The organism is Microbacterium yannicii (assembly GCF_024055635.1).
GTDB lineage: Bacteria > Actinomycetota > Actinomycetes > Actinomycetales > Microbacteriaceae > Microbacterium > Microbacterium yannicii.
In genome coordinates this window covers 62,645-87,108 of record NZ_JAMXMB010000012.1, presented here as the reverse complement: position 1 = coordinate 87,108, position 24,464 = coordinate 62,645, and the positions used below count along the sequence as shown (strand labels likewise).

Here is a 24,464-nt window from a genome sequence, read left to right as displayed (position 1 = left end):
GGCAGCGGCCGTGGCCGCACCCGACGCACCGCCGACACTGTCGGCGGATATGCCCGCGACAACGAACGGCATCGGGCATCTCGACGGCCACGGTGGCGACATCGACGGATCGGCGCGGCGGTTCTGACCGTCATCGTGGGCGCGGCCGCCATCACCTCGCTCCCTGCCGTGGCGGCAGCCTCCACGTCCACGCCCGACGTGAGGCTCTCCGCCGTGCCGTCTCCGTCGCCCTCCGACTCCGACGGGAACGCGGCGGACGTCATGAGGGCTGTCGCTGCCTACGAACGGGCCTTCGCCGAAGAGGACTGCGACGGGTTCGTCGCGGCGACGACCACCGCGTACCGGGAGCGCATCGGCCTGGGAGACTGCGAGGTCTTCGCTCAGTACGCCGGCGACCGCGCTGAGATTCTGGAATCACTCGAGCTGACACCGATCTCCGCGGTGGGACTCGGTCGCGGGACGATGGCGGCGCTGTTGCACACCGCGGCTCAGAGCTACATCGACGAGAACGGTCGGCCGGTCGCCACTCCGGTGACGCTCGAGGCCGACCATCGATACCACCTCGTCCGCGCCGACGGGGCGTGGAAGGTCGATGCCCTCCACGACGTCACCGACGGTCGCACCGAGGGCCAACTGACCTCCGCCGAGAAGCAGGCGGTCGCCCGGACGATGTCCGACTGGCGAGCGGCATACTCATCCGGGGACTGCGCTGCCCTCGAGGCGTCGACGACGGCGGGCTATCGCGAACTGATGGCGTGGACGGACTGCCCCGCCTTCGAGCAGTCCATCAGCGATCAGAACGCCTACTGCCCGATGGACGTCCACCCCGAAGACATGCGCTACCGCACCAACGTCGATCCGCACATGGGCGAGATCATCGTCGACGTGGTCGAGGTGTGCACTCTCGACGTCGACGAGTCCGGCGCTCCGATCGACCCGCCGTACGAGGCCGGCGCGCCCTACCGATACCACCTCGTCGACGAGGACGGCACGTGGAAGATCGCCGAGGGAGAGAACGGCGCCGCGGCGGAGGACGAGCCGTCGAACGCGAACGAACGGGCGGCGATCGAGACCATGCGCGCGTACAACGACGCGTGGCTCGAGGTCGACTGCGACGCGTATCTGGCGTCGACCACCGCATCCTTCCGCACCGCGCTGAACACGAGCGGCTGCGCGGCTTTCGGCCCCGCATCGCGCTCGTACAGCGAGTCCATCGCCAACTTCGCCCTCACGCCGACGGACATCGAGCGGTCGTCGGCGACCAAGTTCGAGATCAAGTCGCACGAGACCTACGACTCGCTCACGGATGCCGACGGCCAGGTGATGGACGCCCCCATCCCGGTCGACGAGTACTGGGTCTACACCGTGGTCCTGGTGGACGGCATCTGGGTGATCACCGACGTCGTGATGCTGCTGTGACCCCGACCCACCGCTGAGCCGCCACGATCGAGGGCCGGTCGCCGAGATCTCGGAGTGACGCCTGCGGCATCACGCGAAGTCGTCGTACCCCTGCGTGTGGCCCACCTCATCGCGTGACATGGGTGTGTCGCCGTGGGGAACGAGGCGATGCGCCTGGGCGACGATGGCCTGGACCGCACGGTGATCGACGAGTTCGTCCCCCGCGGTCGAATGCGTCTCAGCGTTCACGCGCGTCTGCCATCCGATCGTGAGCATCGCCTGCTCGATTCCTCCATGGGCGGCGCGATAGGGGATCTCGACGACGTCGACACGCTGCTCGTTCGAGAGTGCGATCCCGAGCCGCACCACGGCGTCGGCGATCCGGTCGCCGGTCAGGTAGGTCCCTGTCCCGTTCGTCAAGAACTTCATGTGTGCACCCGGTCTTCCGTGAGAACGCCGGGGTCCGGGGCGCGCGGCAAGTATACGCCCGGGTTTTCGGCGTGTCAGCCGGGTAGTCCGTCGGCGTCCGGTTCGCCGATGCGGAGCTCGCGATTGACCAGCCGCGCCGCGACGGCGCTCAGTGGCAGCTGGTTGCGGCGGGCGTACGAGCGGATGATCTGGAAGGCGTCGTCGATCGGGACGCCGTTCGTGAATGACACGACACCCTTGGCCTGCTCGATCACGATCCGCGACTGGAGAGCCTGCTGCAGCTGATGTGCAAGCAGCTCGGACTCCCGCAGCGAGCGCTCGTGGAGGATGCCGATCGTGGCGACGTCGGCGAAGGCCCGCGCCGCGACGACATCGAAGTCGTCGGGAGGGCCCTCTTCCACACGAAGCAGGTTGAGTGCCCCGATGGTGGTGTCGCGAAGGCGCAGCGGCACGGCATCGATGGCGCCGAAGCCGTGCGCGGTCGCACTGTCGCGGAACGCACCCCACTTCTCGGGGACCGACGCGATCGAGGCGACTGTGACGGCCGCCCCGGTGCGATAGCACTCGATGCACGGGCCGGCCTGGGCGCCCAGCTGCATGAGCTCCACCAGGCGGCTCGCCTCGCTCGTCGAGGCGACGACCTGCAGGTCGCCCACGTCGTCGGCCAGCAGGATGCCCGCGGCGGAGATCCCGAGGACGTCGTGGCAGGCATCGACCAGAAGCTGGAGCAGGTCGACCACGTCGTAGTCGTCGACCATGGTGTCGGCCAGCATGGCGAAGGTCTGGAGCATCCGACTGTCGCGCGAGGTCTTCGTCATGACTCGACCTCGATCCTGTCGTCGCGCCGCGTGAAGCGCAGGCGCCCGGCGACGACGTCTTCCGCGACATCCGCCATGGACCTGCCCGTGGCGTACGCCTGCCCCTGGATCACGAGACGCGCATCCTCCGGCGTCAGGTCGAGCTGGGCGAGGACGACGCCGGTCGCCTGATGTACGACGCGACGCGAGAGCGGCTGCTGGAGGTCCTCCTCGCGGGCGTGCTCGTCGAGCGCCAGCCGCAGGACGTGCCGGCTGATCACGTACGCGAGTGCGGATGCCCGCTGCTCATGGTCGGGGTTCAGCGCGATGGGCTGACGGGAGTAGAGGTCTACGGCGCCGATGCGCAGGGCGCCGACCAGCAGTGGGAAGGCGAACAGCGAGCTGACCTCCTCCCCGTCGAGGGCACCGACGAATGCCGGCCATCGCTCGCGACCCTCCGACTGAAGGGATGCCGCGGAGACGGGACGTGCACTGCGCAGCGCATCCCAGCACGGGCCCTCGCCGAGGTCGAACTGCAGTTCGTCCAGACGCGCCGCCCGGTCGTCGCTCGCCGACAGGGTCTCGCTGCCGAAGACGTCCCCGAGAGTCGACACCGCCGCCCCGCTGATCGGCAGGAACTCGACGAACGGCGTGCTGAACTCTTCGGGCCGATCGCCGGACTGCTCGAGGTGCGCCAACGCGGCGGCGAAGTTGCTGCTCATCATCTCTCCTCGCCCCACGCTACCCGCGCGGACCGAGCCTGCCCAGCACCTGGTGCCGAGTGCGCGCCGTCGAAGGGGGCGCGGAGAGGCCCCGATCGGGTGCATCCTGTCTTCAGGTGCAGGTGACCGGAATGTACCCGCGGTCCGGTCCGTCGCTCGGATCCCGGCATCCGGAGGTCTCATGGGCAAGTTCATCTACGAGGGCGCGATCAAGGTCGACTTCGACGACCGTGTGCTGGCTCACCTCATGGTGGTGATCAGCGCGAAGCTGCGCCGCGGCGAGTCGTTCTCGTTCAGCTTCAAGGATGACCCCAGTATCGGCAACGGCCGCACCACCGTCTGGATCCACTCGCACGCCTCTCTCGTCTACAAGTTCTACGGCAGCAGGCAACCGCCCATCAACCGGGCGTGGATCGAGGCTCTCATCTACACCGCGAACTCGATCACGGGCCTCCACATCGTGCCCGAGCCTCCCGAGCGCAGCGACGACGCCACTGCCTGGATCCACGAGCACTGAGCCGCCGTCCCGCTGGCCGCCGTCCCGCCCACCCCGGCGTTAGCACGAGCCCCCATGACGTGCAATGGCGTGGGCGAGTCCTGGCGGCCACGCCACGCTGGAGAGCATGGTGTTCCTCGGATATCACGCGTCCCACGAGCAGCTGCCGCCGTCGACACTGCTCGCCGCCGTCCAGGAGGCGGAGCGCGCCGGCTTCGACGGGGCGATGTGCTCGGACCACCTCGCCCCGTGGGGACTCGCGCAGGGTGAGTCGGGCTTCGCCTGGAGCTGGCTCGGCGCGGCCCTCGCTACGACGTCGTTCCCGATGGGCATGGTGTCCGCTCCCGGGCAGCGATACCACCCGGTCATCGCCGCGCAGGCGCTGGCCACTCTGGCGGAGATGTTCGAGGGGCGCTTCTGGTGCGCCCTCGGCTCGGGCGAAGCGCTCAACGAGCACGTCACCGGCGATGCCTGGCCTGCGAAGCCCGAGCGGCAGGACCGCCTGGTGCAGGCTGCAGACGTCATGCGCCGGCTCATCGCCGGCGAACGAGTGACGCACGAGGGCGCGTTCGCGGTACACGACGCGCGCGTCTGGTCGCGGCCGCAGAACCCGGCACCGCTGCGCGCTGCTGCCGCCTCGGCCGAGACGGCAGCGTGGGCGGCGTCCTGGGCCGACGGCGTCGTGACCGTCGGCCACGACGCCGACACGGTGGGGCGGATCCTGTCGGCATATCGGGATGCCGGAGGCAGGGGTCCGTGCGCGGTGCAGGTGCATGTGAGCTTCGCGGAGTCCCGCGCCGAAGCGCTGCGGATCGCGGCGGACCAGTGGCGTCAGGCGACCGTGGACCCGGCACTGATGTGGGATCTCATGCAGCCGGAGGACTTCGACCGGCTCGCCGACCCTGACGACACCAAAGCGCTAGAGCGCGGCATCCTCATCTCCGCCGATGAGCGGGACGTCGCCGAACGCCTCGGCGCGCTGGTCGGGGCCGGTGCGGACGAGCTGTTCCTGCACTCCGTCGCCAAGGATCAGACTCCCTTCCTGCGGCGCGCGAGAGACGGGCTCCTGGACGCGATCAGGGAGGCCGCGATCAGGGAGCGCGCGTGAAGCACGTGGGATGAACGAACCCACCCCGCTGCCGGGTTGCGAATGACACCGGTGTCAATCCCCTCCCGTGGCCGGCGATACGGACAGGAGGATTCGTACTGAGGAAGGAGTGCGCAATGGCTGATTTCACCCCGGAGGAGGCCGGCCCCCGCCGCGGCGAAGCCGTGGTGTTCTGGTCGTGGATCGCAGTCCTCGCGGTCGGCCTCGTCTACATGATCACGATTCCTCTGATCGGACGGTGAGCCATGCGACAGCTTCGCGACAACGCCCTCAGCCTGGTGTTCGGTGCGCTGTTCGTGCTCGCCCTCGCCGGGCAGTCCGTGGCCGGCTGGTTCGAGAACAACGAGCGACTGGCGCAGCACGGGATGCCGCCCGAGGCGTTCGGTGCCTTCCTGACGTCCTCGGAGTTCGTGGTGGATGTCGCCGAGAACTGGCAGTCGGAGTTCCTGCAGTTCTTCCTCTTCATCGCGGCGACGATCTGGTTCGTGCAGCGCGGGTCGCCCGAGTCGAAGAAGCCGGGCGACGAGGGCCCTGGCACGGACAAGGATCAGATGGTCGGCGAGCACGCGAAGCCGGACTCCCCATCGTGGGCGCGGGCTCGCGGCATCCGTCGGACGATCTTCTCGAACTCGCTGCTGCTCGTCATGGGAACCGTGTTCCTGTTGTCGTGGTTGGCCCAGTCGCTTGCGGGCACGGTCGTGATGAACTCGGAGAACGCGGAACACGGCCAGGCGCCTATCTCGTGGGTCGAATACCTGGGCTCGCCCGATTTCTGGAACCGGACGCTGCAGAACTGGCAGTCCGAGTTCCTGGCCGTCGGTGCGATGATCGCACTTTCGATCTTCCTGCGGCAGCGCGGATCGAGTGAGTCCAAGCCGGTCGGGCTGCCCCACTACGCCGCCGCGACGGAGAGCGAGTAGACGGTTCGCACAGGACCGCATGCGACCGCAAGCCCCTCCCTTCTGGCTCGTCCGGCTTCGTAGCCTGGGGTCATGGCGGTGGACGAACTATGGCTGGTGCGGCACGGCGAGAGCGTCGGCAATGTCGCCGCGACACAGGCCGAGATCGACGGCGCCGAACGGATCCCGCTCGACATCCGCGACGCCGACGTGCCGCTCTCGCCCACCGGTGAGGAGCAGGCGCAGGCGCTCGGCCGATGGCTCGACGGGCATCGCGACGACATCGACCTCTTCTGGGTCCCGCCGTATGCCCGAGCCCGGCAGACGCTCGCGATCGCGCTCGGCGACGCCGAGCGGACGGTTCCGGTGACGGCCGACGAGCGGCTGCGCGACCGTGAGCTCGGAGTGCTCGACCTGCTGACGCGCAGCGGCGTCGCGCGCTTCCATCCCGAGGAGACGGAGCGCCGGCTACATCTCGGCAAGTTCTATCACCGTCCGCCGGGGGGCGAGTCGTGGGCCGACGTGGCGCTGCGACTGCGGTCGTTCCTGCGCGACGGCCTCGAGCAGCCGGGCCGGTGTGCGCTGCTCGTCGCGCATGACGCGGTCGTGATGCTGCTGCTCTATGTCCTGCTGCCCATGCGCGAGGAGGAGCTGCTCGACTTCGCGGCCGGGCACACGGTGCTCAACGCGTCCGTCACGCACCTCGTGCGCACCTCGGACGGCTGGCGTCTGGAGACCTTCGCCGACGTGACGCACCTGCAGCGCGAGGGCGCCGAAGTCACCGTCCACCCGGGGAATCCCGATGTCGAACCCGAGTGAGCTCGTCAGCGGCGCCGTGCTGCGGGAGTGGGGCCTTCCCGAGCCCGGCGATTCGAAGAAGAGCCGCGGCGAGATCGTCATCGTCGGTGGCGCACGCAGCTCGCCGGGCGCCGTCATCCTGGCGGGCGAGGCGGCGCTCCGTGTCGGGGCCGGCCGTGTTGCGCTCGCGGTGCCGGCATCCATCGACGCCCACGTGGGCATCGCGATTCCCGAGGCCGGCATCTACGCGCTGCCCGACGACGCCGACGCACCGCTGGAGGGGCGGCTGGGAGAGCACCTCGCCTCGGCGGACGCGGTGCTGATCGGTCCGGGCTTCGACGACCCCGACGAGACGCGTGCCACGGTGCTGGCCGTCGCCGACACCGCACCCGCCTGCCTCGTGCTGGACGCGTTCGCGGTGGGAGTGCTGCCCGACCTCGACCGGAGCGCACTGCCGGGCACCATCGTCCTCAGCGCCAACAAGGAGGAGGCGGCGATCCTGCTCGGCCGTCCCCTCGCCGACGGCGATGAGCTGACGGACCTCCTCGAGATCGCGCGGCGATTCGACGCCGTCGTCAGCTGCTACGGGATCACCGCACATCCGGACGGCCGTTCCTGGCGGATCCCTGAGGGCGGTCCTGGGCTCGGCACGTCGGGCAGCGGCGATGTGCGCGCCGGCGCGATCGCCGGCTTCGCGGCCCGCGGCGTGGAGCCCGAAAGGGCGGCGATCTGGGGTGCCTGGACCCACGCCGCCGCGGGGATGCGGCTCACCGAGCGCATCGGCCTTGGCTTCCTGGCGCGAGAGCTCGCGGCCGAGCTCACCCCCACGGTGAAGGACGTGCTCTCAGCCTGACCGAACAACCGATTGTCGAAGGTCGTCAATCGGGTAACTGCGCCGCGATCCCGTCCATGCTGCGCGCGACGGCGAGCGTCGCGTCTCGGTCGTGCCACGGATGCTGGAGGCGCCCGGCCGCGATGGTCTCTTCGACGGCCGCCAGCATCGGCCGGTAGCCGTTTCCCTGGCGCGGGTGCTGCACGTGTTCGGGGCTGCCGAAGATGCGCTCGACGCTGCCCGCATGGACACGTGCCGACTGGCCGGCCCAGAACATCGGATCGAGGGTGATCCAGCCCCGCTCGCCGCTGACAGCAGCCGACAGGTCGAGGAACTCGATGCCCGACCACGCGAGTTGGGCGAACCTGCCCTCGCCGTGTTCCAGGGTCGCGTGACCTGCGATGTCCACGCCGTCCATGAGCGATCCGGTCGCCGAGATAGCCGTCGGGTCACCCAGGAACCAGTGCGCCAGGGTGACCGCGTAGATGCCGCGGTCGCGCAGCGCGCTGCCGGCGTGGGCGGGAGTGAGCTTCGTCCCGGCGGCACGGAACGGCGTCCCGAAGCTCGCCCGCACCGCTCGCACGTCGCCCACAGTGCCGGAGCGCACCCGCTCGAGCACGTCGACGTGGAGCGGATTGAAGCGCATCCACATCGCCTCCATGGCGAAGCGCCCGGTCGCCTGCGCCTTGGCGAAGATGGCCTCGACGTCTGCGGCGGAGGTCGCCATGGGCTTCTCCACGAGGACGTGCTTGCCGGCGTCGAGCGCCTCGAAAGCGATCTCGAGGTGGGTATGGGCCGGCGTCGCGATGTACACGACATCGATGTCCGGGCGCGCGAACAGCTCTTCCCGCCGCTCTGTCGCGAAGGGGATCCCGTGCTCGAGGGCGAACGCGTCGGCCCGGTCCTGACGTCGCCCCCAGACGGCGAGCACCCGCTCCGGTGCCACTGCTCGAAGGTCGGCAGCCATCCGCGCAGAGATGTCGCCGGTGCCGATGATTCCCCAGCCGTGCATTGTCGCCCCTTCCGCGCCGTGCCCCCATCATGGACGGCGATGGAGGGATTTGGCAACCGATTGTCAAACGGAAGGAAACGTGTTCTACTTGGGGGGCGGCAGTCCCGATGCCGTTCAGCATGACAAAGGAGTTCTGCGATGGCAGCACCAACGGCGACCGCGACGGTCCCGACCGCACGCCTGCCCTTCGGCAAGCTCGTCGCCTGGGCCGGAGCCGGCCTCTCCGCGGCGGCGAACTTCATCATCCTGGGCTACGTCGCGATCTACTGCACCGACACCCTGGGCCTCTCCCCCGCGATCGTCGGCGTGCTCCTTCTCGTCAGCAACCTGTGCAACGCCGCGCTGGCGCTCGTGGCGGCCTACATCGTGGACCGCAGCCCCGAGACGCGCTGGGGCAAGGCACGCCCCTACGAATTCGCGATCATCGGCATCTGGGCGACGACCTGGCTGATGTTCTCCACGCCGTCCGCGCTCGGTGAGACCGGCCGGATCATCTGGGTCTTCGTCACGTTCATCATGATCCAGGCCGTCTTCCGCACGCTCCTCGACGCGAACGACAACCTCTATCTCGCCCGCGCGTTCTACGGCCGCCGGGTCTACGCGAAGGTGACCACCCGGTCCGGCATCGTGACCTCCCTGGGGGCCATCGCGGTGACCGTCACCCTGCCGATGGTGCTGAATGCCGCCGGCAAGTCGCCCGAAGGCTGGTCGACCGCGATCGCGTGGTTCGCGATCCCGCTGGCCATCATCGGCATGTCCAGGTTCGTCTTCGTGAAAGAGACGCATCTCACCGCCGACGCCGGCGCTCCCCCGGTGAAGGTCCGCGACATCCTGGTCGCCCTGAAGGGGAACACCTGGATCTTCGCCATCGCGGCGCTGCAGCTCTTCGCATCGGCCATCAACGGTGCCGGCGCCGGCGCGTACTACTTCCGTTACGTGGTCGGCGATCTCGGCATGCAGTCGATCGTCCTGGGCGCAGGCATCCTGATCCTGCCCAGCATCATCTTCCTGCCCGTGATCATGAAACGGGTCGCCATCTCCCGCATCATCATGGCGGGCGCGGTGGCCGGAATGATCGGCTCGACCATCAACGCGTTCGCGGGCGCCAGCATCCCGATGCTGATCGTGGGCGGGCTGTTCACGGGACTCGCGCTGCTCCCGGTGAGCTATCTCGCCGCGGTGTTGATCCTCGACCTGTGCTCGTACAACGAGTGGAAGGGCAACCGCCGCCTCGAGAGCACCATCGGCGCGATCGTGGGCATCTTCACGAAGATCGGCGCGGGCCTCGCCGGAGCGTTCGTGGGGCTCGTGCTCACCATCGCCGGCTACGACGGCGGCGCCGAGACGCAGGCCCCTGCCGCGAACTCCGCCATCGTCGCACTGTACTCGTGGTTCCCGCTCGCACTCTTCGCCGGCGTCTTCGTCGTCATGATGGTCTACGGCCGCTTCGACCGGTTCATCCTTCCCCAGGCGCAGGCCGAGCTCGAGGCTCGCGGCGAGGAGGCGCACCACACCACCGAGTTCAGCCCCACCCCGCCGGTCATCGTCGGGGGGTCGGTCGGGGTCGACGCACACGCCGAGCTCGAGCTCCTCGCCGCCGAGCGCCTCGACGCTGAGGCGGACGCCCACGTCGCCGCGGCCAAGAAGAAGGCCTGACCGGATGACGCACCCGGCGATCTCGGTCCAGCTCTACTCCGTCCGGGAGCAGCTCGCCGACCTCGACGGCACCTTCGAGCGCCTCGCCGGGCTCGGCATCCGCTCAGTGGAGCCCTTCTCGCTCTACGACCGCGTGCCCGAGACAGCCACGGCGCTCGTCCGGCACGGGCTCTCGGCACCCACCGCGCACGCGCCGTTCCTCTCCGACGACATCGAGTACGAGGGGCGCCGCGTGCCGCTGCCGCCGCTCGTCATGACGCTGCAGGCGGCTCGAGCGCTGGGGGTTCAGACGCTGATCGATCCGATGGTTCCCGCAGATCGCTGGCAGAGCGCCGACGACGTCGATCGCACCGCTGAGCGACTGAACGCGGCCGCTTCCGAGGCGGCGGAGGCAGGCGTCCGCGTCGGCTATCACAACCACTCGTTCGAGTTTCATCACCGCATCAACGGCGCGTCCGCGTACGAGTACTTCGTGTCGAAGCTGGAACCCGCCGTCGTCCTCGAGGTCGATGTGTACTGGGCGGCGATGGCCGGACAGAATGTGCCGGAACTGCTCCAGCGGCTGGGCCATCGTGTCGTCGCACTGCACCTCAAGGACGGCGGCAGCATCCGCGATCCCTTCGGCACCACGGGCTACGCAGCCGAGCATCTGGACCAGGTGCCCCTGGGGCACGGCATCCTCGACATCGCGGGCATCCTTCGGGCCACCCCCGGCGTCGACTACGACGTCATCGAGTTCGATCACGTCGAGGGCGACGTCTTCGCCGCCATCGGCGAGTCGCTCGCCTACCTGCGGGCAGCACGCGGCGCAGACGTGCTAATGACGGACTGACGAGTCGCTCGGCGGCCGCGAAGTCGTGCAAGGGCAGGACGTTTCGACTCGCTCGTTCCTCTCTCGCTCAACGACCGGGGCAAAGTAGTCCGTCGCCTGAGCCAGGGAGCGCCGGCGACGGAGAGGAAGCGCCTCGACCGCTCAGCGAACGGGTGGGCGAGGGCCGGTGCTCCCGCGGACCACGAGCGTGGTAGCGAGGAGGCCCTCGTCGATGGCGTCGCGCCCGTCCTCGAGCCGGGACAGCACCTTCTCGACCGCACGCTGCCCGGCGAGCTCCAGCTGAGCCTGCACCGTCGTCAGCGGCGGGACGATCAGCTCGCTGCCGAAGATGTCGTCGAAGCCGGCCACGCTGAGTGCTCCGGGCACGTCGATGCCTGCGGCGGCCGCAGCCTGCATGAGCCCGATCGCCATGAGGTCGTTGAACGCGATGACGGCGGTCGCGCGTGCGGCCTGCACGCGGCGGAGCACCTCGCGCCCGCCCTCGATGGTGGGGCTGTTGGGGCCGATCTCGACCACTCCCACATCGAGGCGCTCTGCGGCGTCCAGCAGCGACTCCCAGCGGCGGCGGCTGATCCATGAGGTCTCGGGACCGGCGAGGTAGACGATGGACGTGTGCCCGAGGCCAGCGAGATGGTCCATCATCGCGTTCACGCCACTCTCGACGTCCGGAAGCACTCCCGCGACGTCGCCCACGCGACGGTTGATGAGGACCATCGGCTTGCGCTCAGCGAGGGCCGAGATCTTCTCGTCGGCGAGCCGGGTGGTGGCGAGGACGAGACCGTCGACGCTCGGCAGCAGACGTGAGATCGCCTGCGCCTCGGCTTCGCCGGACTCCTGCGACTCGGCGATCACCAGCGTGTAGCCTGCCGCCGCAGCCGCGTGCTCGGCGCCGCGCACGATGCCGAACACGACGGGGTTGGTGATGTCGGCGACGAGCAGCCCGATCGTCTGGCTGCGGCCGGTGGGCAGCGCGCGAGCCATCGGGTTGAACTGGAAGTCCAGCCGTTCGGCCGCCGCGCGGATCTTCGCCTCGGTCTTCTCACTGATGCGGCCCGGCTTGCTGAGCGCGCGCGAGACGGTGGACGGGTTCACTCCCGCCAGCTCCGCGATGTCGTAGATCGTCGCGGCACCGCCCCGGCGCTTGATCCGGGCAGCGAGTTCGGGGGGCAGTTCCTCCACCGCGACTCCTGTCGTCGATTGCTCAGCGCGCACGCGCATTCACCCATTCAAGTGCAGTCTGCGCAATCTCGGCGACCGGCGCGTCGATGAGGATCTCGATGCCGGCCTCATCCGCCTCGAGCGGCTCGAGGGTGTCGAGCTGCGAGCGCAGCAGTGCCGGCGGCATGAAGTGCCCGTCGCGCCCGTCGGCGCGCGCCGCGAGCAGCTCCGCCGGGCCGGTGAGGTGGACGAAGACGACCCCGGGCGCCGAGGCCCGGAGCCGGTCCCGGTAGGACCGCTTCAGCGCCGAGCACGCGATCACCGAAGCGTCGGCGGCGTCGAGCGTCGCGGCGACGGCGTCGAGCCACGGCCACCTGTCGCCGTCGTCGAGCGGCGTGCCCGCAGCCATCTTGGCCACGTTGGATGCCGGATGCAGCGCGTCGGCGTCGATGAACCGCGCTCCGGTCAGCGAGGCGAGGCGCATCGCCACCGAGGTCTTCCCCGACGCCGACACGCCCATGACGACCACGCGAGCCCCGGGCGAGGCCGGCCCCCGCTCGTCGGTCACGGCGTCCCGCTCACCAGTCGTGGACCGTGCCGTCGAGCAGACGGTTGTACGGCAGATAGGCCTGCTCGTACGGGTACTTGCCCGCCTCGTCGACGTTCAGCTCGACGCCGAGCCCGGGGTTGTCACCCGGGTGCAAGTACCCGTCGGTCCAGGTGAACGACTGCTCGAAGACCTGATCGGTCTTGGCGCCGTGCCTCATGTACTCCTGGATGCCGAAGTTGTGGATCGCCAGCCCGAGGTGCATCGCGGCGGCCATGCCGACCGGCGAGATGTCGGTCGGTCCGTGCATGCCCGACTTGATCTGGTACATCGCCGCGTAGTCCAGCGTCTTCTTGAGGGCCGTGATACCGCCCATGTGGGTGACCGCGCCCCGCACGTAGTCGATGAGCTGGTCGCGGATGATGTCCTTGAAGTCCCAGACGGTGTTGAAGATCTCGCCGATCGCGAGCGGCGTGGTGGTGTGCTGACGCACCAGCCGCAGCGCCTCCTGGTTCTCCGCCGGCGTGCAGTCCTCGAGCCAGAACAGGTCGTACGGCTCCAGGTCCTTGCCCAGGCGAGCAGCCTGGATCGGCGTCATCCGGTGGTGCCCGTCGTGCAGCAGGGGCACATCGGGGCCGAACTCGTTCCGCACCGCTTCGAACACGCCGGGCAGGTGGTTCAGGTACGCGCGGGTGTCCCAGTCTTCCTCGACCGGCTTCGCGCCGCGGCGGGCCGGCTCGTGGTCGTACCGGACCGTGGCATCGCCGACATCGGCGCCCTGCGCGGCGATCCCGTAGATCGCCTTGAGCGTCGGTACGCCGGTCTGCACGCGGATCGCCTTGTACCCCTGCTCCTGGTGCGCCCGGATGGAGTCGAACAGCTCGGGCAGCTCCTTGCCGGACGCGTGCCCATAGGCCATCAGCCCGTTGCGGGATGCGCCGCCGAGCAGCTGGTACACCGGCATCCCGGCCGCCTTGCCCTTGATGTCCCACAGCGCCATGTCGACCGACGCGATCGCGGCCATCGTCACGGGACCCCGCCGCCAGTACGCCGACCGGTACAGGAACTGCCAGGTGTCTTCGATGCGCGAGGCATCCGCGCCGATCAGCAGCGGCACCACGTGCTCGGTGAGGTAGGCGACGACGGCGAGTTCCCGACCGTTCAGCGTGGCATCTCCGAGCCCGGTGAGCCCGTCGTCCGTCGTGAGCTTGAGCGTCACGAAGTTGCGGTCGGGGCTGGTGACGATCACTTCCGCTTTGTCGATGATCATGGTGTTCCTCCGGGGGTGGGTCAGGCGTCCGAGCCGGGCTTGCGGCCGTCGAGCCCGCGCCAGCGGCGGCGCAGGGCGAAAGCGGCGGACTTGGGCTTGCGGTCGCGCGTGAAGACGCCCTTCTTGTTGCCGTCGACGCGGTGGATGCCGTTCGAGGTGGCGAAATCGGCGAAGTTCCAGACCTGCTCCCCCACGAACTGGGGGAAGCGATCGAACACGCGGTGGTACATCTCGAGCAGGTCCGCCTGGTACTCCTCGGTCCACGCCTGATCCCACACCGAGTGCAGGCCGGGCTGCGTGTCGGCACCGTACTCGGTCATCATGATCGGCTTGCCGGTGCGCTCGACCCAGCCCTGGATGTCGCCCTGCAGGTACATCTCGGCGGTCTTCAGGTCGCCCGTCGCGATGTACCAGCCGTAGTAGCGGTTCATGCTGACGACGTCGAAGAGGTCGACGATCTGGTCGTTCTTGAAGGTCGCGAACATCACCAGCGAGTAGGTGAGCGGCCGCGTCGGGTCGAGCTCACGGGCGAGGTCCACCAGCGGCTCGAAGTACTCACGCGCACCGTCCTCATTCGAGGCCGGCTCGTTCGCAATGCACCACATGACGACCGAGGGATGGTTCTTGTCGCGCCCGATGAGCTCGCGCAGGTGCTGGGCGTGCGCGGCGTGGGTCGCGGCGCCCGCGTACTGCTCGGAGAACGTGGGGAACGGCGGCGTGCCCGACATCCCACCCACGACCCCCATGTTGAGACCCACTGCGGCCGTCTCGTCGATGACGACCACGCCGTGGCGATCGGCGAAGTCGAGCACCTCTTCGGCGTAGGGATAGTGCGACGTGCGGAACGAGTTCGCGCCCGACCACTCCATCAGCTGGAAGTCGTGCACCATGTAGGCGTCGTCGTGGCCCTTGCCGCGGACGGCGGCGTCCTCGTGCTTGCCGAAGCCGGTGAAGTAGAACGGCTCGCCGTTGATGAGGAACTCGTGGCCTCGGACCTCGACGGTGCGGACGCCGACGGCGACCGGGTACGAGTCGAGCACCTCGTCGCCGCGCACGGCCTCCACCGTGAGCTGGTACAGGTACGCCGATCCCGGCTTCCACAGCACGACGTCGGCCACCGACAGCGTGCCCTCCGCACCGGAGCCCTCGGCGACGACCGCACCCGCGGCATCCGTCAGCCGCACGCGCACGTCGGCGTCGCCGATCACCTCGACGCGGTACTCCACCTGGCCGGTCGTGCCCTCGAAGCCGGTCACCACGGTGACGTCGTCGATGCGCGTGGCCGGCACCGAGTACAGCCAGACGGAGCGTGCGAGACCGGCGTAGTTGTAGAAGTCGTGGAAGTAGGTCTGCGTCCGCTTGCCGGTCATGCCCACCTCGATCTTGCCTGGCGGGATGGTCTCGTTCGTGAGTTCGCCGCTGACCGCGACCGTCAGGCGGAACGCGCCACCGGCCTGCACGCGCTCGGTGAGGTCGATGTCGAACGGCGTGTAGCCGCCGATATGCTCGCCGACGAGCTCGTCGTCCACGTAGACGCGCGCCGCATGGGTGGCGGCATCGAAGCGGAGCAGGATGCGTTCGTCGCTCCAGCCGCGAGGCACGCGCACCTCGCGCTGGTAGTACACCCAGCCGACGTGGTCCCGGATCTCGGCGTCCGTGAAGAGGTCGTTGTAGCTCGCCGGAACGGCGGCCTCGAGCGGGCTCTCGAGCGGACCCGCCCATGGCTGCTCGCCGAGCCGCGAGTCGATCCCGAACCGCCAGACTCCGTCGAGGTTGACGAGTTCGCGGGTGGGGGTGGGCGTGGGCTTCAGCATCGATGGGCCTTCCTGCGCTGCGCTGCGGTGTACGGGTCTAGTAGATCAGGTTTGTCGAGATTGGGCAATCGGTTGCCAATCAGATGGTCTCGCCCGCGTCCGCCAGCAGCGTGCTGCCGGTCATCACCATGGACAGGTCGCTCGCGCAGAAGAGGACCACACGGGCGATGTCGTCCGGCGCCCCGGTGCGGCCGATGAGACTCTGCGACATCGCCGCCGGCATGTTCGAGAGGTCCACGCCCGCTGCGGCCATCTGCTCCATCGCAGCGGCAGCCATCGCCATGTTGCCCTCCGTGGGCACATAGCTCGGCGCGACGCCCAGAACGCGGATGCCGCGGGGCGCCAGCTCCAGCGCCAGCTGCTTGGTGAGCCCGCGCGCGGCGTGCTTCGACGCGACGTACGCCGACAGCCCCGGGGCGATGCCGCGGAAGCCCGCCGTCGAGACGACGTTGACGATGACGCCGCCCTCCGGCATGCGGTTCACCGCCTCACGCGCCCCGTTGCGCACACCGCGGGTGTTTACGGCGAAGACCTTCTCCCAGGTCTCGTCCGGCATTTCGACGAGGGGCTGGCTGGGGAAGATGCCGGCGTTGTTGATCCACACGTCGATGCCGCCGAGCGCGTCGATGGCCGACTGAGCGCCGGAAGCGACGGATGCCGCGTCCGCGACGTCCATGCGGACGCCGACCGCTGCGCGGCCGAAGCGATCGGCGACGTCGTCCGCGGCGATCGCCGCATGCTGCTCGTCGAGGTCGGCGATCGCCACGGCGGCCCCGGCCTCGGCGAGGCGCAGGGCGATCGCCTTGCCCAGACCCTGCGCACCACCCGTCACGAGGGCGCGGCGTCCGGCGAGCGAGACGAGTTCGGAGAGCGGCGTGGACGAGACGTCGGCGAAGGGATAGGCCATGCGGTTTCCTGTCGGTGTGGAGGGTCAGCGGATGCCGCGGACCCTGAGGGTGATGATGGACCCGCCGAGGACCGCGAGCGCGGCAGCGGTCAGGTACAGCGCGGTGAAGTTCTGGCCGCCGGCACCGATCGCCAGCACCGCAGGGGCGGCGAGCGGTGCGATGACTCCGGGGATCTTCTGGGCGAACATGGTGATCGCCATGTAGCGGCCGGCCTGCGTCTCGCGCTCCGGCAGCACGTCGAGGACCAGCGCCTGGCCGACGGCCGAGAACGAGGCGATTCCCAGCGACGACAGCAACGTGCCGGCGATGATCAGCGGCAGCCCGTAGGCGAAGGCCGACACTGCGCATCCGGCCCCGAACAGGATCGCCCCGATGAGGATCAGCGGCTTGCGACGTCCCAGGCGGTCGCTCAGCCATCCGCCGCCGATCGCGCCGAGCGTGGCCGACAGGATGCTGAGGCTGGAGGTCAGCGCCAGCACCCCGGCGACATCGGCCACCGGCAACGCGAGGCGCTGGGCGACGAAGAACACGGAGAAGCTCGTGGTGAGCGTGAGGCCGAGGAAGAACACGAAACGTCCCAGCCAGTTCCAGGCGAAGTCAGGCACCTCGCGGGGGCGGAACCCGTAGCTGCGCACGACGCCGCCGATCGTGAGGCGGGTCTGCCGCGGCATCCGTCGACTGTCGGGTTCGTGGGCGAACGTGACGAACAGGCCGATGAAGACCGTCGCGATCGCAGCGGGAACGGCGAAGACCAGCAGGATGTCGCCGCGCAGCGGGCCGACGAGCACGATGCCGACGACCGGTGAGATCTGCATCATGAGGCCGGTCAGCCCCGACACGCTGCCGCGCTGGCTCGCCGGCAGCCGGTCGGCCTGCCAGTTGCCGACGGAACCCGCCGCCGTTCCCCAGCCCACGGTCGACAGCACCCAGCCGGCGCCGAGCCAGACGAGGTCCGGCGCGAAGGCCATGACCGGGATCGAGGCGACGCCGAGCACGAGTCCGAGGACGGTGAAGGGTCGTCGGCGACCCCAGCGCGTGCGCGTCCGGTCGCTCAGGATGCCGGTCAGCGGCGCGACGACCAGGGTCGCCGCGGACCCGATCCCGAGGATGTAGCCGAGGATGTCGGTGCGGCCGGGCGCCAGCTGGTCGAGCCGGACCGCGAGCGAATACGCCATGGGCACGACCATCGCCATGCCGCCCCCGAACGTGGCCGCGACAAGCAGCACGAGCTGCCACCGGGGAACGCGAGGCAGGTCCGCCGCATCCGCCTCCGACCGCCCGCCTGGTCCCGCCGGAGGCTGCGGAAGGACGACGTTCCCGGTGGGGACGCGCTCCTCCGCTGCCTCCCGCGCGTCGTGCGCGACAGGGTCGGTCGCCCGGGTCATGCCGTGGCCCGCAGGCGCAGCCGCCACGTCCACTCGTAGCGCTCGCCGAACAGCCGGTGGATAGGCCGGGTGTCGGGACCGAGTAGCGCCGAGCCGAGGCCGCGGTGCGCGATGTCGAGGTGGACGACCGTGCGGTCGGAGGCGGGGAGCTTCCACCAGTGGTCCGCCGCCTCGAGTTCCGCCACCGTGTGGCGCGCCACGTTGATGTGGAGCGGTTCCGCCATCTCGACCTCCACGACGCCCGACGGACCACGCAGCTCCAAGCGGGTCGTTCCACCGCGAGTGCCGTTCTCCTGCGCCACGATGTAGGGCACCGACATCTCGTCGATCGGCGACTCCCACGCGCCGAGCAGAGCGGATGCCGAACGGTCGGGGTAGTTCTCCCAGGGCCCGAAGCCCGTCCAGCGCGCGGTGTCGAAGCCCGCGACCAGGTGGAACTCGACGCCCACGCGAAGCCCGTCCCGTGTGCCCTCCGGCAGCACGACCTGCTCGTGCAGGAGGAAGTCGTGGTCACCCAGGCGGCTCAGCGTGCGGACGTGACGCACCTCGTCGCCGAAGGCGGCGGTGTAGGTGGTCGTGACCACGGTCTCGCGCTCGCCGTCGACGACCTCCACGGACTGCGCATCGAGTGCGAAGAACCCCGAGCGGACGAATCGGTTGTCGAGGGCGAACGACACGTCGTGGTCGGTCATCGCCCGCCACAGGCTGAGCCGCGGTGCCATCGTGAGCAGCCGGTGCTCGATGGCGCCGGCGTCGCCGAGCTCGACGGGTGCGACGGTCGCGGGCATCGCGACCGGACCCCGCGGAAGCACGACCTGCTCCACCGCCAGCTCGGTGCCGCGCGGTGCCCAGAGCTCGTCGTGGCGGGTCCGCACCACGACCGAGACGCCGATCGCTTCGGCGAGCGACGTCTGAAGCGTCGCGGGCAGCTCGATCGTGAGCTCCGCCCCCGCCGCGAGCGCGCCGGCATCGATCACGGCTTCGGCGAGCGTTCCCCCGGGCCCGTCGATCCGCGCGCTCAGCTCGAGGCGCGACAGGTCGGCGAAGGTCTGGCGGTTGCGGATCCGCAGCCGGCCACGGCCCGCGGACTCGCCGTCGGAGACGATGCGCACGGGGCTGAACAGCCCCCGCGCCTCCCAGAACGCCGGTTTCGGCGTCAGATCGGGGAAGGCGATTCCGAACAGCAGCGTCGGGCCGTTGTTCGGCTCGTCGCCGAAGTCCCCGCCGTACCGGTAGCGCCCGTCGCCGTCAGGATCGAGCGCCTGGTCGACGAACCCCCAGATGAAGCCGCCCTGCAGGCCCGGCAGCGTCTCGAAGAGCTCCCAGTAGTGGGCGAGTTCGCCGGTCGCGTTGCCCTGCGAATAGGCGTACTCGCAGAGGATCAACGGCCGGTCGGCACGGTCGTCGGCAGCATAGGCCTTGAGCGCCGAGAACGATCCGTACATGGGGCACACGATGTCTGTCGCGCCACGACCTCCGTGCCAGTCTGTCGAGATCGCGCCCTCGTAGTGGACAGGACGTGTGGGGTCGAACCGCCGGACCCAGGCCGCCGCGGCGTCGTGGGCGGCGCCGTAGCCGGTCTCGTTGCCGAGCGACCACGCGATGATGGACGGGTGGTTGCGGTCCCTCACGACCATGCGCGCGACGCGGTCGACGATCTCGGTCAGATACCGCGGATCGTCGGGGAGGATCGACGCGAACGCGTGCCCCTCGACGTCTGCCTCGTCCACGACGTACAGCCCGAGCTCATCGCACAGGTCGAGCACCCGGGGGTCGTTGGGGTAATGCGCGGTGCGGATCGCGTTGACGTTCATGCGCTTCAGCAGCGACAGCTCGGCGTGCATGCGCTCGTACGAGATCACGCGCCCGGTCCGCGGATCCACGTCATGCCGCGCGACGCCCTGCACCATGATGCGTCCGCCGTTGACGAGCAGGTCCCGCCCGACGATCTCCACGCGACGGAACCCGATGCGCAGACTGGTGGCGTCGACCACGTGCGCCCCGGCATCCAGGAGTTCGATGTCGAGGTCGTAGAGCGCCGGACTCTCGGCCGACCACGGATCGACGTCGAGATCATCGAGGAGGAACCGGGCCGTGCCCGCCGGCGATGCCGGCAGCGGCGGTGCGCCCAGCGTGTTGGGGATGGCGCGGAACTCCGGCGGCACCGGAGCGCTCGCCGCGCGGATGCTGAGGAGGTCCATGAAGTCCTCGGGCAGACGCGGCGCGGGACGCGTCGAGCGATCACGGTCGGGCTTCGGCAGGGTCGGCGCCGCCACCCGGCCAGAGACAGGCAGCTCGGTGGTCGAGCCGCGCAGCGTCACGCGGGCCGAGTGGGCCGGCTCCGCCAGGTGCGACAGCCCATGGGTCTCCACCGTCAGTGCGAGCGCTCCGCGGCCGGACTGCGGATCGAAGTCGGCGACCGCCGTCACATCGGCGAGCGCGACCTTTGGGCGCGTGACGATGCCGACCGACCGTGCCAGCCCCGACTGCCACCACTGGTCCTGATCCTCGAGGTAGCTGGCCGACGACCACTTCGCCACGTGCAGTTCGACGACGTTGTCGCCCTCTCGCACGGCATCGGTGATGTCGAACTCCGCGGCGAGGTGCGAATCGCCGCTGGTGCCCACAGCCGTCCCGTTGACATAGGCGCGCAGGTGCCCCTCTGCTGCGCCGACGTGCAGGATCACCCGATCCCTCGACGACGGGAACGTGAAGGAGCGGCGGTACACGCCAAGCGGGTTGTCCGCGGGGATGTGCGGCGGCACATCCGCGAACGGCATCGCGACGTTCGTGTAGTGCGGTCGGTCGATGTCCGAGGACATGGTCCATAGCCCCGGCACCTCCGCCCTGACCCATGCCGCCGCCTCGAGGTCGGCCGGCGACCGGACGAGGGCGAAGTCCCACTCGCCGTCGAGATCGACTGCGAACGGACGACGGAGCGAGCTGATCGGGAGTCGACCAGGATGCGTCAATCCACTGGGATCGAGGACGGCGGGCATGGCGTTACTCCGGCAGGCCGTTGCGGCCCGCGACCTCGCCGAGCCACCCGAGGCTGGGCTTGGGCGTGCGGACGAAGGTCTCGCGGTCGACGGCGATGAGTCCGAAGGTCGGACCCCAGTGGCCCCACTCGTAGTTGTCGAGAAGGCTCCAGTGCAGGTAGCCGCGCACATCGATGCCGTCGGCCATTGCGGCGTGCAGGCCGCGGAGCGCCTCGTCGGTGTAGCGGATGCGCTGGGCGTCGTCGGCGGTCGCGATCCCGTTCTCCGTCACGACGATGGGAACGCCGTGCGAGACATCCCATGCGTGGCGGACCGCCATGGCGAGCGCGTCGGGGCGGTAGGACGTGCCGACCAGCGTGTTGTCGGGGTTCTGCGGGTGCGGCACGAGGCCGTTCGCGTCGACCTCCTGGCTCGAGTACGCCTGCACGCCGACGAAGTCGTCGCCGCGAGCACCCTCCCAGTAGATGTCTTCTTTGCCGTAGCGGATCTCCTCCAGCTTCTTCTCGCCGCCCGGAGCCGCCGTGAGCGCGCCGGCCGCGATGGTCCAGCCCACCTTCGCCCCGGTCCGTGCCCGGACGATCTCGCGGGCGGCGTGGTGGATCTCGACGAAGCTCCGCCCGATCTCCGGGTCGGCATAGGTCAGGAACTCGCTGTGGGTGTTCTTCTTGCGGTCGGCGTCGCCCGTGCCGTCGCTCTCGACCGTGGGACTCTGCCACTGGCCGTCACCGGCCTGCTGCATGCGACGCATCGCCGTCATGATCGCGGCCTGCATGTTCGGCTCGTTCATGGTCGCGACCCATTCGACGCCGTCGAGGATGGTCGTCGCCTCAGTCGTGAAGCTCTGGAAGCGCTCGGAGGCGTCGGGTGCGGTCCACCCGCCCGCGGCGGCGAACCACTGCGGCGTGGTGAAGTGCTGCAGCGTGACGACGGGTGTGACGCCACGGTCGAGGCACGCCTCGATCACGCGGCGGTAGTGCGCCAGCTCCGCGCGCGAGAACCGGCCCGGCAGCGGCTCGATGCGGGACCACTCGAGGCTGAAGCGGTACGACGTGAGCCCGGCGTCGGCCAGCAGCTCGATGTCTTCGCGATAGCGGTGGTAGCTGTCGCAGGCATCGCCCGAGGGCTCCATGCCGGGCATCTGCTGCTCGCGCGCCCACCAGTCGCTGTTGACGTTGTTGCCCTCGATCTGGTGTCCGGCGGTCGCCGCGCCCCAGAGGAAGCCGTCGGGGAAGTTCGTCATCGCACATCCTTGTCTCGCTCGAATGGACCGTCAACCGGTTGCCAAACATCACGCTAGCATAGAAATCGAAAGGTCTCACTAATTTGAGGAGGCGCCGATGGCGCAGTACGCGAAGACCGCCGAAGTCCGCCGCGGAATCATCGCCGCCTGCCTGACGGCGTTCGGCGACTCCGGATTCCATGGCGCCTCGATGGCCGAGATCGCCCGGCGGGCGGGCATCAGCCACACAGGTCTGCTGCATCACTTCCCCCGCAAGGAGGACCTGTTGACGGCCGTCCTCGACCTGCAGGACCAGCGCAGCGCGGAGTACCTGCGCACCCACTCCGCGCTGTCACCGGATGCTGATCCGCTCGACATGCTACGAGGGATGGCCGAGACTCTGGTCGATCGCGACCGCCACGTCGGCCTCGTCGAGCTCGGCGCCGTGCTGACCGGCGAGGCCTCGGCGCCCGGCCACCCTGCGCACGCGTATTTCGCCCAGCGCTATCGCAACGTCCGCGGGTTCATGACCCGGCTGTTCGACAGGCTGCACGAGGAAGGGCGGCTGTCCTCGCCCCTGCCCCCGGCCTCCCTTGCCGCCGTCACCATCGCCGTGCTGGACGGCCTCCACACCCAGTGGCTGTTCGATCGCGAGGCGATCGACGTCGAAGAGACCGTGCAGTCCTTTCTCGCGACGCTGGCGCCGGAACTCGCGAAGGACCTGCCGCCATCAGGCTCGTGACGAGAGCCCCCGGTAGGCGAATCTGGTCACGACGACGTCATCGCGGGTCGCCTCGACGCCCACGACGCGACCGGTGAAACCGCCCGCCACCTCGGTGGCGAGGTAGCGGCCGTCCACCTGCGCGAGTTCGACGAACTCGTCGGTCGCGTACCCGAGCCTGACGAGATCCGGGCCCCGCCGCGCCCCGCGCTCGGCTTCGAACTCCTCTGCGCGGATCTCGAGCGAGTAGGCGGAGCGGGGCGCATCGGCGCGGGCGAGGACTCCGTCGAGCGGGCCGATCACCCCGCGCACGACCAGTTCGTCGCCGATGCGCTCGATGCTCACACGATGCGCATCATCGATCCGGACGGACAGCGCGAAGTCACCGAGGGCATCGGCTCGAGCCGACCACGTCTCATCGCGGACGCGCGTGACCAGCGGGCGGGCTTCTCCCGACGCACCGCGGCTCAGCGTCACCCCGCCCTCACCAGGCACGGCGAACGACGCCGGCATGACCCCGGGCGCGATCCACCGCGCGTCCAGTGCGGCGCTTTCGAAGCGGTCGTCGAAGGCCGTGTCGAGCTCGGCGACGTCGAAGCGGCTCTCGTCGACGACGGGCCAGTCGTCCACCCAGTCGACTCCCGCGAGGAAGGTCTCTCGGCCGTTCGTATGCCAACGGGGGAACGTGCCGCGGGGTCTGGTCCCCAAGAAGACCATCGCCCAGGTGCCGTCGGCGAGCTGCACCAGGTCCGCATGCCCGGTCGACTGGACGTCGGCGCTCGTGCTGCGATGAGTGAGGATCGGATTGGTGGGCGAGGGCTCGAACGGCCCCTCTGGCTGTCGCGAGCGCGCGATGGTCACCATGTGACCAGGGCCTGTGCCGCCTTCCGCCACGAGCAGGTACCACCAGTCTCCCCGGCGCACCAGATGGGGGCCTTCGGCGTGGGCACCGCCCGTGCCGGCCCACACCGTCTGGGGCTCCGAGAGCACCGCGCCGGTGGCGGGATCGACGACCGCCTGCGAGATGCCGGGGCGGATGACGTCGCTCCAGGTGAGCCGGCATACTCCGTCGTCGTCCCACGAGAGGTCGGGATCGATCCCGAGGAGTCCCTCGGTGTAGACCGGCTCGCTCCACGGGCCCGCCGGGTCGTCGGAGTGGACGATGAGCTGCCCTCGCGCGATGTCATGGATGTTCGTCGTCGTCATCCAGAATCGGCCGCCCTGATGGCGCAACGTCGGCGCGTAGATCCCGCCGCTCGCCCCGGTGAGCCCGGCGCGCACGTTCAGCTGCGACGGACGATCGAGGACGTTCCCCAGCTGCGTCCACTCGACGAGGTCGCGCGAGCGGAAGATCGGCACACCGGGGAAGTACTCGAAAGAGGAAGTGGCGAGGTAATACTCGTCGCCGACACGGCAGATCGAGGGGTCGGGGTGGAATCCGGGAAGGATGGGGCGCTGTGTCAT

Annotated in this window: 23 protein-coding genes; 10 read left to right on the top strand and 13 right to left on the bottom strand. The window is 69.5% G+C overall.

Annotation, left to right across the window (positions count from 1 at the left end):
• Nucleotides 1–261: 261 nt before the first annotated feature.
• Nucleotides 262–1,419: a hypothetical protein gene (locus NCG93_RS06820; RefSeq protein WP_194414696.1), complete on the top strand. Its 1,158-nt coding sequence runs from the start codon at nucleotides 262–264 to the stop codon at nucleotides 1,417–1,419.
• 69 nt (nucleotides 1,420–1,488) lie between these two features.
• On the opposite strand, the gene NCG93_RS06815 is transcribed toward NCG93_RS06820, so the two are convergent.
• From NCG93_RS06815 to NCG93_RS06805, 3 genes are all read right to left on the bottom strand, one after another.
• The gene (locus NCG93_RS06815; RefSeq protein ID WP_194414697.1) at nucleotides 1,489–1,827 is read right to left on the bottom strand and encodes a hypothetical protein; all 339 of its coding nucleotides are present in this window, start codon (nucleotides 1,825–1,827) and stop codon (nucleotides 1,489–1,491) included.
• Between the two features lie 74 nt (nucleotides 1,828–1,901).
• On the bottom strand, nucleotides 1,902–2,645 hold the full coding sequence (locus NCG93_RS06810) for a GAF and ANTAR domain-containing protein (RefSeq protein WP_194414698.1): 744 nt from the start codon (nucleotides 2,643–2,645) through the stop codon (nucleotides 1,902–1,904).
• Nucleotides 2,642–3,346 (bottom strand): GAF and ANTAR domain-containing protein, encoded by a 705-nt coding sequence (locus NCG93_RS06805; RefSeq protein WP_194414699.1) that lies wholly within the window; start codon nucleotides 3,344–3,346, stop codon nucleotides 2,642–2,644. Before NCG93_RS06805 ends, NCG93_RS06810 begins: the two co-directional genes overlap by 4 nt.
• Nucleotides 3,347–3,527: 181 nt before the next feature.
• On the opposite strand from NCG93_RS06805, the gene NCG93_RS06800 reads away from it, so the two are divergent.
• From NCG93_RS06800 to NCG93_RS06775, 6 genes are all read left to right on the top strand, one after another.
• Complete coding sequence (locus NCG93_RS06800) at nucleotides 3,528–3,863, top strand: DUF7882 family protein (protein ID WP_194414700.1); 336 nt, start codon at nucleotides 3,528–3,530, stop codon at nucleotides 3,861–3,863.
• A gap of 106 nt (nucleotides 3,864–3,969) precedes the next feature.
• Nucleotides 3,970–4,950 carry a TIGR03885 family FMN-dependent LLM class oxidoreductase gene (locus NCG93_RS06795; RefSeq protein WP_194414701.1) on the top strand — a complete coding sequence of 327 codons (981 nt, stop codon included), beginning with the start codon at nucleotides 3,970–3,972 and terminating at the stop codon, nucleotides 4,948–4,950.
• 116 nt (nucleotides 4,951–5,066) lie between these two features.
• Nucleotides 5,067–5,192: a prominin family protein gene (locus tag NCG93_RS06790; RefSeq protein ID WP_241741907.1), complete on the top strand. Its 126-nt coding sequence runs from the start codon at nucleotides 5,067–5,069 to the stop codon at nucleotides 5,190–5,192.
• A gap of 3 nt (nucleotides 5,193–5,195) precedes the next feature.
• On the top strand, nucleotides 5,196–5,870 hold the full coding sequence (locus NCG93_RS06785; protein ID WP_194414702.1) for a DUF6766 family protein: 675 nt from the start codon (nucleotides 5,196–5,198) through the stop codon (nucleotides 5,868–5,870).
• Nucleotides 5,871–5,942: 72 nt separating this feature from the next.
• Nucleotides 5,943–6,668, top strand: a complete 726-nt coding sequence (locus NCG93_RS06780) for a histidine phosphatase family protein (protein WP_194414703.1) — start codon at nucleotides 5,943–5,945, stop codon at nucleotides 6,666–6,668.
• A complete protein-coding gene (locus tag NCG93_RS06775) occupies nucleotides 6,652–7,500 on the top strand; it encodes an ADP-dependent NAD(P)H-hydrate dehydratase (protein ID WP_194414704.1) in 849 nt (282 codons plus the stop codon). Before NCG93_RS06780 ends, NCG93_RS06775 begins: the two co-directional genes overlap by 17 nt.
• A 25-nt stretch (nucleotides 7,501–7,525) precedes the next feature.
• Here NCG93_RS06775 and NCG93_RS06770 read toward each other — a convergent pair whose 3' ends face one another.
• Nucleotides 7,526–8,491 carry a Gfo/Idh/MocA family protein gene (locus tag NCG93_RS06770; protein ID WP_194414705.1) on the bottom strand — a complete coding sequence of 322 codons (966 nt, stop codon included), beginning with the start codon at nucleotides 8,489–8,491 and terminating at the stop codon, nucleotides 7,526–7,528.
• Between the two features lie 138 nt (nucleotides 8,492–8,629).
• Here NCG93_RS06770 and NCG93_RS06765 point away from each other — a divergent pair, with 138 nt between their 5' ends.
• Nucleotides 8,630–10,147 (top strand): MFS transporter, encoded by a 1,518-nt coding sequence (locus NCG93_RS06765; RefSeq protein WP_194414706.1) that lies wholly within the window; start codon nucleotides 8,630–8,632, stop codon nucleotides 10,145–10,147.
• 4 nt (nucleotides 10,148–10,151) lie between these two features.
• Nucleotides 10,152–10,979 carry a sugar phosphate isomerase/epimerase family protein gene (locus tag NCG93_RS06760; RefSeq protein ID WP_194414707.1) on the top strand — a complete coding sequence of 276 codons (828 nt, stop codon included), beginning with the start codon at nucleotides 10,152–10,154 and terminating at the stop codon, nucleotides 10,977–10,979.
• Nucleotides 10,980–11,120: 141 nt separating this feature from the next.
• Here NCG93_RS06760 and NCG93_RS06755 read toward each other — a convergent pair whose 3' ends face one another.
• The 8 genes from NCG93_RS06755 to NCG93_RS06720 form a co-directional block, all read right to left on the bottom strand.
• On the bottom strand, nucleotides 11,121–12,158 hold the full coding sequence (locus tag NCG93_RS06755) for a LacI family DNA-binding transcriptional regulator (RefSeq protein ID WP_194414708.1): 1,038 nt from the start codon (nucleotides 12,156–12,158) through the stop codon (nucleotides 11,121–11,123).
• A gap of 22 nt (nucleotides 12,159–12,180) precedes the next feature.
• Nucleotides 12,181–12,705 (bottom strand): gluconokinase, encoded by a 525-nt coding sequence (locus NCG93_RS06750; RefSeq protein WP_252787476.1) that lies wholly within the window; start codon nucleotides 12,703–12,705, stop codon nucleotides 12,181–12,183.
• Between the two features lie 10 nt (nucleotides 12,706–12,715).
• Nucleotides 12,716–13,954 carry a D-mannonate dehydratase ManD gene (manD, locus tag NCG93_RS06745; protein WP_194414709.1) on the bottom strand — a complete coding sequence of 413 codons (1,239 nt, stop codon included), beginning with the start codon at nucleotides 13,952–13,954 and terminating at the stop codon, nucleotides 12,716–12,718.
• 20 nt (nucleotides 13,955–13,974) lie between these two features.
• Nucleotides 13,975–15,768 (bottom strand): beta-glucuronidase, encoded by a 1,794-nt coding sequence (gene uidA / locus NCG93_RS06740; protein ID WP_194414710.1) that lies wholly within the window; start codon nucleotides 15,766–15,768, stop codon nucleotides 13,975–13,977.
• A gap of 79 nt (nucleotides 15,769–15,847) precedes the next feature.
• Nucleotides 15,848–16,675 carry an SDR family NAD(P)-dependent oxidoreductase gene (locus NCG93_RS06735; RefSeq protein ID WP_194414711.1) on the bottom strand — a complete coding sequence of 276 codons (828 nt, stop codon included), beginning with the start codon at nucleotides 16,673–16,675 and terminating at the stop codon, nucleotides 15,848–15,850.
• Between the two features lie 24 nt (nucleotides 16,676–16,699).
• The gene (locus NCG93_RS06730; RefSeq protein ID WP_252787475.1) at nucleotides 16,700–18,088 is read right to left on the bottom strand and encodes an MFS transporter; all 1,389 of its coding nucleotides are present in this window, start codon (nucleotides 18,086–18,088) and stop codon (nucleotides 16,700–16,702) included.
• On the bottom strand, nucleotides 18,058–21,060 hold the full coding sequence (locus NCG93_RS06725) for a glycoside hydrolase family 2 TIM barrel-domain containing protein (protein ID WP_194414712.1): 3,003 nt from the start codon (nucleotides 21,058–21,060) through the stop codon (nucleotides 18,058–18,060). The genes NCG93_RS06730 and NCG93_RS06725 overlap by 31 nt, the downstream gene beginning before the upstream one ends.
• 4 nt (nucleotides 21,061–21,064) lie before the next feature.
• Nucleotides 21,065–22,300, bottom strand: coding sequence for a glycoside hydrolase family 1 protein (locus NCG93_RS06720; RefSeq protein ID WP_194414713.1), 1,236 nt, complete (start codon nucleotides 22,298–22,300; stop codon nucleotides 21,065–21,067).
• A gap of 97 nt (nucleotides 22,301–22,397) precedes the next feature.
• Between NCG93_RS06720 and NCG93_RS06715 the strand changes: the two genes are divergently transcribed.
• Nucleotides 22,398–23,021: a TetR/AcrR family transcriptional regulator gene (locus tag NCG93_RS06715; RefSeq protein WP_194414714.1), complete on the top strand. Its 624-nt coding sequence runs from the start codon at nucleotides 22,398–22,400 to the stop codon at nucleotides 23,019–23,021.
• Here the strand turns inward: NCG93_RS06715 and NCG93_RS06710 are convergent.
• Entirely contained in the window at nucleotides 23,010–24,464 is a 1,455-nt protein-coding gene (locus tag NCG93_RS06710; RefSeq protein ID WP_194414715.1) for a glycoside hydrolase family 43 protein, read from the bottom strand. The two genes, NCG93_RS06715 and NCG93_RS06710, sit on opposite strands and share 12 nt — an antisense overlap.